The 8430-nt window shown below is 62.6% G+C and carries 8 protein-coding genes; 4 read left to right on the top strand and 4 right to left on the bottom strand.

Annotated elements, in window-relative coordinates:
• The 4 genes from AC1MHZ_RS23195 to AC1MHZ_RS23180 all read right to left on the bottom strand — a co-directional run.
• The coding region (locus AC1MHZ_RS23195; RefSeq protein WP_482966999.1) for a PAAR domain-containing protein at positions 1–405 on the bottom strand (405 nt) is incomplete at its 3' end.
• Between the two features lie 6 nt (positions 406–411).
• The gene (locus tag AC1MHZ_RS23190) at positions 412–879 is read right to left on the bottom strand and encodes a DcrB-related protein (protein ID WP_224455784.1); all 468 of its coding nucleotides are present in this window, start codon (positions 877–879) and stop codon (positions 412–414) included.
• A gap of 34 nt (positions 880–913) precedes the next feature.
• Positions 914–1498: a hypothetical protein gene (locus AC1MHZ_RS23185; RefSeq protein WP_416767956.1), complete on the bottom strand. Its 585-nt coding sequence runs from the start codon at positions 1496–1498 to the stop codon at positions 914–916.
• An 11-nt stretch (positions 1499–1509) separates the two neighbouring features.
• Positions 1510–3363: a type VI secretion system Vgr family protein gene (locus tag AC1MHZ_RS23180; RefSeq protein WP_482966998.1), complete on the bottom strand. Its 1854-nt coding sequence runs from the start codon at positions 3361–3363 to the stop codon at positions 1510–1512.
• Between the two features lie 266 nt (positions 3364–3629).
• On the opposite strand from AC1MHZ_RS23180, the gene AC1MHZ_RS23175 reads away from it, so the two are divergent.
• From AC1MHZ_RS23175 to AC1MHZ_RS23160, 4 genes are all read left to right on the top strand, one after another.
• Positions 3630–4655, top strand: a complete 1026-nt coding sequence (locus AC1MHZ_RS23175) for a hypothetical protein (protein WP_084857817.1) — start codon at positions 3630–3632, stop codon at positions 4653–4655.
• 50 nt (positions 4656–4705) lie between these two features.
• On the top strand, positions 4706–5215 hold the full coding sequence (locus tag AC1MHZ_RS23170) for a hypothetical protein (RefSeq protein ID WP_084857917.1): 510 nt from the start codon (positions 4706–4708) through the stop codon (positions 5213–5215).
• Positions 5216–5428: 213 nt separating this feature from the next.
• On the top strand, positions 5429–7075 hold the full coding sequence (locus AC1MHZ_RS23165) for an MFS transporter (protein WP_482966997.1): 1647 nt from the start codon (positions 5429–5431) through the stop codon (positions 7073–7075).
• Positions 7072–8199, top strand: a complete 1128-nt coding sequence (locus AC1MHZ_RS23160; protein WP_224455794.1) for an HlyD family secretion protein — start codon at positions 7072–7074, stop codon at positions 8197–8199. The genes AC1MHZ_RS23165 and AC1MHZ_RS23160 overlap by 4 nt, the downstream gene beginning before the upstream one ends.
• Positions 8200–8430 lie beyond the last annotated feature (231 nt).

Genomic DNA, 8430 nt, shown 5'->3' with positions numbered 1-8430 from the left:
GCCGCAAGTCAGCTTGTCGCCATTGCGTGCGGCGGCCACGCTGTTGATGAAGACGTTGGTCGAGCCTTCGGCGATCTGCACCGGCCCTGGGTGCTTGTCGCAGGCACCGATGCTTTTTTCGACGCGGGCGGCCTTGCGGCTATTGATGAAGACGTTGGGGGAGGCCGTCGTTATCGTCCCTGAGGGGGATGAGAACATTTTGCCTATCGCCTCCCCTGCGGCAACCAGCAAGCTGCCCCCTACACCTGCCGCGAGACCGGCCAGCAAGGCCACGCCGAACCCGCATGTGAACGTGGCGATGGCCACCGTGGCCACCAGCGCGATCCCCAGGGCGGCTCCGATCAGGAAGCCCCCCAGCGCGCTGGTGTGCGAAATCTCGTCGCCGAACCTGGCCGCTTCGAACATGAGGGGTTACTCCTGTTCGCCGGGCTCGGCGCTGGTGACGTCGGGGTTACGTGGGGTGAAGCTGGCCAGCAGGTTGTCCCAGTCCTGGTTTTGCTGAGGGCTGAAGTCGGCCTGCGCAGTGGTCGAAAAGATCAATGCACGCCCGGGGCTGATGATGAAGGCGGCTTGACGCTGGTACAGCGGGCGCCCTTGGTTCATGTAGTAGGCGTCGATCTGGATGCCGGGAATCGGCGCGGTCGTGGAAAGCGAGACGGGCTTGTTGCCCATGCGGGTATAGCCGCGCAGCTTGGAGGTCAACATCTTGACCTGGCGATCCACATACGCTTGCAGGGCTTCGTCCGGCAGCAGGGTGTCCCGCGATATGGTGATGCTCAACGGCGCAGGAACACTGGCCCCCAGAACGAACATATTGACCGTACGGTCCTCGAAACCTGCCGGCAGCGTGATGCCACCTTCCTGCAATTCATAGTCCATGTGATGAAAATTCCTGATAACGAAAACGTTCGGGTCAGCGCAATGCAAGGCCGTCGAGCATACGGTCGAAGTCGGTCAGCCATTGGCTGAGGCTCGGTCGGGTCGGGTCGATCACGCAGGAGATATCCAGCCATTGCAGCGAGTCGCTACCCTCGACCGGCACCAGTGCCCCGACCATCCGCCCATGTCGGGGTTCATGGCCGGCATTGAAGTGAAAATCCACGGCTTTGGCCGGGCTGCCGGCCACGTAGCAGTCACGCTGGCGGATCACGCGCAGTTGCGGGTTCAATTCACGCAACGCCTGGATTGCAGCCTCGAACAACTGCTCCAAGGTTTGCCGAGAGCGGACATCACGGCGGCGGATCTTCAGGGTAACCGGCTCGCCTTCATGTTCGAGGGTGGTCTGGATGTCGCGGAAACGAAAGCCGACTGGAAATTGCAGCGTGAAACCACCAAAGGTGAAACCGCTGGCCACATCCTGCAGCGCGACAGGTACCGGCTCCGGCTCGACCACCGGCTCCGGTACGCTGGCGGCTTGCGCCAGCTCGGCCAGGCGGGCGGCTTCCTGTTGGGCTTCGCGCTTGGCGGAAATGCGGTCGTAGATCGACGTCCTGCTCATCTCTACCCGCCTCAGTCGTTGATTCGTACAGGAGCGCCGGTGATCTGCGTGAGGTCGGTACTGTTGGTGGTGATGACCTTGCCTTTGATCTCGATGCCTTCCGGGGTCAGCTTGATGCTGCTGTCGCCTACCTGCAGGATGATGTGCTGCTTGGCCGCCACCTGAATGAACTGGTTGTCGACCTGAAGGGTGTAGGAGCCCTCGGTGACCTGCACCACGGTATCTTTCTTGACCGTCTCGGTATGCGCCCCACCCACCGTGATCGTCCGGTTGTTCCCCACATCATGGGTCTCGTCCAGTTCGATCTCGGTGTCCATGTTGCGCTCGGCGTGCATGATGATCTGCTCGGCGCCGGCCTTGTCTTCGAAGCGGAAGAAGTTGGCGGTTCCGCCATCGCCTTTCGTCGAGCGGGTAAGGAAGCCGCTCTGGGTCTTGTTCGCCGGCAGCGACCATGGCGGGGTGTTGGAAGTGTTGTACAGGCTGCCCATGATCAGCGGACGGTCCGGGTTGCCGTCGAGGAATACCACCACCACTTCGTCGCCGACGCGTGGGATCTGGATGCTACCGAACCCGCCACTGGCGCCGGTTTGGGCGACGCGTACCCAGCAGGAGCTCTGGTCGTTGAATTCGCCGTTGCGGTCCCAATGGAACTGCAACTTCACCCGGCCCAGTTCATCGGTATAGATTTCTTCGCCAGGGGGGCCGACGACGATGGCGGTCTGCGGGCCGGTAATGGCCGAGCGCGGGGTATGCAGCTCAGGCCGGAATGGAATCTTGCGACGGATGCAGGTGAACCCGTTGCGGTAACCGGCTTCGCCATCATTGGCGTAGTTGTTCTGCCCCCAGTGGTTGACCGACAGGATCAGGAACTGTCGATCGTCCGGGGCATCGTTGTCATGGTCGTAGTGCTGGGTCAGCTCGAAATAATGCCCAGGCTCCATCGCTCGGCAGTTGCTCTCACCGTTGAAGGTCTTGCCGTTGACCTCCATCGCTTCGAGGCGATGGCGTGCTTTGCGCATGCCTTCGTCGGCATTTGCGTACCCATAAAGGCCTTCGTATTCGAACACTTCGTAGTGGCCGATATCGCCCTGCTGGTTGACCGAATTGAGCTGGACCAGATGCGGGTTGCCGGGCTGCTTGTAATCGAACGACTTGAGCGTCAGGCGTGTCGGCTGGAAGCGGCGTGCCGCGGACCAGGAGGTGATCGAGTCGGCTGTCTCGGTCACCGATGCGCGGTGATAACGGATCACCGGCTGGCGCTCGAGCTGAGGGAGCATGCTGCTGTCATCGCTGATGATCATGCGATGGCCTTCCTGGCTGTGCTGGAAGGTGAAGAACAGCCCTTCCTGCTCCAGCAGGCGCAACACGAAGTTCAGGTCGGATTCCTGGTATTGCGTGCAATAGCTGATCGGCTTGAGCGGCTGGCTTAGGCGGAACTCATGGTCCGCCAGCGTGAGGTAGTAGGCGAAGACTTCCTTGACGATCTGCTCGGTGGTCTTGTCCTGGAAGATGCGCGAGTCGCGACGGCGGCTGAGGATCCAGATCCAGGGCACGAGCTCGGCGGTGTAGTTGGCGATGCCGCCATCGGCGCCGGTATGCACGAAGTCCGATACATGTGCGCTGATGTACTTGGTACTGCCGTCGGCCAGTGCGATCCCCAGGGTGACCTTCTTGCCGATCAGTTTCTTGAGTTCGATGCGGGCATCCTGGGAGATGAGCTCTACCTGGAAACTGAACAGTTCGGAGATCGCTTCCCGGCCGCTGAAGCTGAGCAGCTGCAGCTCTTGTTCCGGGGGCAAGGGGGAATCGAAGGTGAACAGGCGTTGATGCTGGGTGAGCATCGACTCGAGGGCGTCCGTAATCATACCAATGCATCCTGCATCAAGCTGGAAATCGACTAATGAAAACGTGCTTGACAGAGGCTGTCAAATGATGGCGATACGCCATACCTCGCTCTGGTGACGCCCGCCCGCAGTCACCAGAGGCGCTGGGGAGGATGTGAAGCGGTATACGCTTTATCGATTTATTGCCACGGATTTTACCCACCGGTTTGATCTGGTGGACTTTCGGGGTGTAGGCTCCTTGCGCTTAGCCATGAGGCAGTACACAGCGAATTTCAGGGAGCGTCGCCATGAGCGTGAGTGAAAGCCAACTCAGCCAACTAGACCGGGAAATGGATCAGAATCACCGGGAAATGGTGATCATGACGCTGGAGGACTTTCACGCACAGGCCCAGTTCGCCCAGCAGAAACACTGTGCCACCCAGCCACCGCTGGCCTGTAACCGCACACAGGGCGAGATGCTGAATGGCACATGGCAAAGCGTGAAGTCCACCTACAATGGCGTGCCTCATTCCTTCGTCAATACGACCTGGGGCGTTCCCACGGCCATGGCGGCCTGGGACGCTAGGAACATCACCGCGTTCATCCGCGACATGAATGGTATCGGCACGAAGGTGCGTTACACGGTGCGCAACGGCAAGCAGTACGTGATCCTCACCGGCTATCCCGGCCTGCGCAAAACACTCAACGCGCCGCGCTATGGCATCCAGAACGCCAAGCTGGTCAGCATGGGCATCGGCAAATATGGCGTGCGCGGCTCGTCCATCAAAGGGTTCAAGCTTTCCTGCTATGTGGCCGTCGCCATCGAGGTAGCCGAATGGGTATTTGGTGACGAGCACATCATGAGCGACCTGTTCGGCGGCGTCGGCGTGGAGTTGATCAAGGCGGGCATCGCCTCGGCGCTCGGCTACGCCGCGGCGCTGGCCGTTGGCTCGTTGTTCACCGCCGCTGCCGCACCGGTCATTGCCGGAGCGCTCGTCGTATTCGCGGTAGGGCTTGGGCTTAACGCGCTGGACAACCATTTCGGCATCAAGAATGCCGTCAAGGCCGGCTTGCGCTATGCAGTGGATCACATCCAGGCGATCCACAAAACGATCACCGAAATCAAGCCAGCCGACCTGCGCCGCTACGCGGAGCAAACCGCTGCCGACGTCGCGGGTAAAATTGCCGACGAGCTTTACGATGAAGCCAAGTCCTGGATCATCCGCAAATTGCGTCCAGACGGTATTGACCTGCCAACCTGGCCAAGCGCACCCAGGCTGCCATCGATGCCGTCAATGCCTTCGCTGCCAACGTTCAATCTACCCAAGTTCTGACGATGAAAACACACTCTTCACAGATATCCTCCGAACCGACGGCACTGAAGATCAGGTCGTTGGCAGTGATCATGCTCATTGCATTTCTGCTGGTCGGAGCCATCTCGGTGTACGCCTATATCCATTACCTGTTCCCGCTGTACGGCAGGCTCCTGCGCGGCGCCCCCGTCGTGGAAACGCCATACCTGGCATTCGGGTTGCTCATGGCGCCTCCCGCGCTGGCCATTCTGCTGGTCGGCAGCGCGATCTGCGCCTGGACCGGCAAGAAGTTCGACCCGCCTCCCGCTTCACGGCTGCACCGTTTCCAGACCTTGATGTTCGGGTTGTCATTGAAGACGCTGCTGTATGTGGTACCGGCAGTGATGGTCCTGACTACCCTGGCTCTGCTTGCCAGGGGGTATTCGCCCTGCTCGAAGCTACTGATCTCCGGGTCTGCTTGGCAGCTGTTCTGGGTCAATGACGAACGGGTGTGCTTCAAGCCGGATCACTACATCAATGACAACTGGCCGTGCAAGGTCATCGATGGCAAGGATGTTTGCGTTCAGGTCGATGGGCTATAGCTCTAGGCGGCGCCATTGGAGCTGCTGCGCGCCCCATCGCGGGACAAGCCCGCTCCCACAAGGTAGCGGGTCGCAGGGCCACTGTAGGAGCGGGGCTTGCCCCGCGATGGGCTGCATGACAGCCCCGGGCTCGTTTGACTCAAGCACAGGTATTCCAACACCCTCTCCAGTCGCGTAGAGTTTTTTCCACGCGAACCCAGGGCTGTATCAGGAATGGACAAATACGCGCCGCGTCAGTGGCTCCCCCACGAAAAGCCCAGCCTTCCTGGTTCACCCTCCACGCCCCTGCATTCGCCTGCCACACGCCTGGCCTACGGCCTGGTCGGGCTGCTGGTGGCCATCACCGGGGGCTTGGGTAACGCGCTGGTCACCGCCAACCTCACCTTCCTGCAAGGCGCACTGGGCGCCACCAGTGCGGAAATGGCCTGGCTGCCTGCCGCCTTCGTGATGACCAACGTGTCGATGAACCTGCTGCTGGTGAAATTCCGCCAGCAGTTCGGTTTGCGCGCCTTCACCGAGGTGTTCCTGGTGCTCTATGCCCTGGTCACCTTCGCCCACCTGTTCGTCAACGACCTCAATTCGGCCATCGCCGTGCGTGCGGCGCACGGCATGGTCGGGGCGGCGTTGAGCTCGCTGGGCCTTTACTACATGATCCAGGCCTTCCCGGCGCAGTGGCGCCTCAAGGCCATGGTGCTGGGCCTGGGCGCCTCGCAGCTGGCCGTGCCGCTGGCCCGGGTGTTCTCCGAAGACCTCCTGCAGATCGCCGAATGGCGTGGCCTGTACATGTTCGAACTGGGCCTGGCATTGGCCGCGCTGGGCTGCGTACTGTTGCTCAAGCTGCCGCCGGGCGATCGTTTCAAGACCTTCGAGCCCCTGGACTTCCTGACCTTCTCGCTGATGGCCAGCGGCACCGCCCTGCTCTGCGCCGTGCTGTCCCTGGGGCGTATCGACTGGTGGCTGGAGGCGCCGTGGATCGGGGTCGCGCTGGCAGCGTCCATCGCCCTGGTGTGCTCGGGGCTGGCCATCGAACACAACCGCAGCAACCCCTTGCTGATGACCCGTTGGCTGGGCAGTGGCGCGGTGGTACGCCTGGCCTTGTGCGTGATCCTCATCCGCATGGTCACTTCCGAGCAATCCACCGGTGCGGTGGGCTTCCTGCAGGCGCTGAACCTGGGCAGCGAACAGATGCGCAGCCTGTACTGGGTCATGCTGCTGGGCGCGGCCACGGGGCTGCTGACCAGCGCCCTGACCATCAACCCCGCGCACCTGGTCACGCCATTGTTCATTTCGCTGGCGGCCATGGCGGCCGGGGCCTTCATGGACAGCAGCTCGAGCAACCTTACCCGCCCGCACCAGATGTACCTCAGCCAGTTCATGCTGGCCTTCGGCAGCACCTTCTTCCTCGGCCCGTCCATGGCCCTGGGCATCAGCCATGTGCGCACCAACCCGCGCAACCTGGTGAGTTTCTCGGTGATGTTCGGGATCTGCAACAACCTGGGCGGCCTGATCGGCGCGGCCCTGCTGGGCACGTTCCAGACGGCGCGGGAGAAGTTCCATTCAAGCCATATCGTCGACCGCCTGAGCTACCTCGAACCGCTGGTCCACGCCCGGGTCCAAAGTGGTGGCGCCGGCTACGCGGGGGTGATCGCCGACCCGGGCCTGCGCAGCGAGGTCGGTACGCGCCTGTTGGCCAACGCGGCCACCCGCGAGGCCAACATCCTGGCCTACAACGATGTCTTCATGCTGATCGCCAGCATTGCCGTGGCCACCATGATCTGGATCCTCATTCGCAGCTTCTGGCTCTGGTACACCCGGCCCGCTGCCGCCCCCGACACTTCACGCGATGCTTCGAGCCGATGACCCAACCGACCCAGTCCACGACCACCACCGCCCTCGCCGAAACGCCCGAAGGCACCGCGCCGCCCAGCGAGCCCGGCAGCCAGGTGCGCACCCGGCGGGTGCGTATCCTCTCCTCGATCAGCTTCGCCTGCGTGGCCCTGGCTGGCGTGCTGCTGGTGCTCTATGCCTGGCGCCTGCCACCGTTCGGCAGCGCCATCGAGAGCACCGAGAACGCCCTGGTGCGCGGCCAGGTGACGATCATCGGGCCGCAGCTGGCCGGCTATATCGTCGACGTGCCGGTGCATGACTTCCAGTTCGTCAAGCGTGGCGACCTGCTGGTGCAGCTGGACGACCGCATCTACAAGCAGCGCCTGGCCCAGGCCATCGCCCAGTTGAAACAGCAGCAGGCGGCCCTGGCCAACAACCTGCAACAGCGCAAGAGTGCCGAAGCCACCATCGCCCAGCGCCAGGCAGCCATCACCGACGCCAGTGCCCAGGCCGACAAGGCCCGCGCCGACCTGCGTCGCAACCAGGCCCTGGTCAGCGACGGCTCGGTGTCGCGCCGAGAGCTGGACCTGGCCCGGGCCAGCCATGCCGCTGCGGTGGCCAGCCTGGCACAGGCCAAGGCGGCCCTGGAAATCGCTCGCCAGGACCGCGAAACGGTGGTGGTCAACCATGCGTCCCTGGAGGCTTCGGTGGAGAACGCCAAGGCGGCCGTGGAGCTGGCACGCATCGACCTGGACAACACCCGGGTCACGGCACCACGCGACGGCCAGCTGGGGCAGATCGGCACGCGCCTGGGGGCGTACGTCAATTCCGGCGCGCAGTTGATGGCGCTGGTGCCCGATACCTTGTGGGTGATCGCCAACATGAAGGAAACCCAGATGGCCAATGTGCGCATCGGCCAGCCGGCGACCTTCACCGTGGATGCACTGAACCACCTCAAGCTGCGTGGGCATGTGCAGCAGATCTCGCCGGCCACCGGCTCGGAGTTCGCCTTGTTGCAGGCGGACAATGCCACCGGCAACTTCGTCAAGATCGCCCAGCGCATCCCGGTGCGCATCACTGTCGACCCCGACCAGCCGCAAGCCAAGCGCTTGCGCCCGGGGATGTCCGTGGTGGTGAGTATCGATACCGCGCAGTAGCCCTGCGCCCGACTGCACATCATTCATTGAGCCAGCAGCGCTTCTGTGGGCTTTAGCCGCGAAGAATCCTACGCGATGCATGGCACCGGCTACGCCGGTGTTCGCGGCTAAAGCCCCAGGGATATCGCAGGCCTTGAGAGCGGCAGCACTCTCGGTGGGAGCGGGCTTGTCCCGCGATTAGGCCGGGCCCGATATCACCGTCGCCTGGCAAGGGCTTCGCCCTTGATCGCG

The sequence above is a fragment of the Pseudomonas sp. FA-1 genome, assembly GCF_056856075.1.
Note: the sequence above shows the minus strand (reverse complement) of the source record. Positions and strands in the feature narration are given on the sequence as shown.

Bases quoted from the DNA above. Each gene is read 5' to 3' on its own strand.
- AC1MHZ_RS23180 (WP_482966998.1), bottom strand. From the start codon at position 3,363: ATGATTACGGACGCCCTCGAGTCGATGCTCACCCAGCATCAACGCCTG.
- AC1MHZ_RS23190 (WP_224455784.1), bottom strand. From the start codon at position 879: ATGGACTATGAATTGCAGGAAGGTGGCATCACGCTGCCGGCAGGTTTC.
- AC1MHZ_RS23160 (WP_224455794.1), top strand. From the start codon at position 7,072: ATGACCCAACCGACCCAGTCCACGACCACCACCGCCCTCGCCGAAACG.
- AC1MHZ_RS23185 (WP_416767956.1), bottom strand. From the start codon at position 1,498: ATGAGCAGGACGTCGATCTACGACCGCATTTCCGCCAAGCGCGAAGCC.
- AC1MHZ_RS23175 (WP_084857817.1), top strand. From the start codon at position 3,630: ATGAGCGTGAGTGAAAGCCAACTCAGCCAACTAGACCGGGAAATGGAT.
- AC1MHZ_RS23165 (WP_482966997.1), top strand. From the start codon at position 5,429: ATGGACAAATACGCGCCGCGTCAGTGGCTCCCCCACGAAAAGCCCAGC.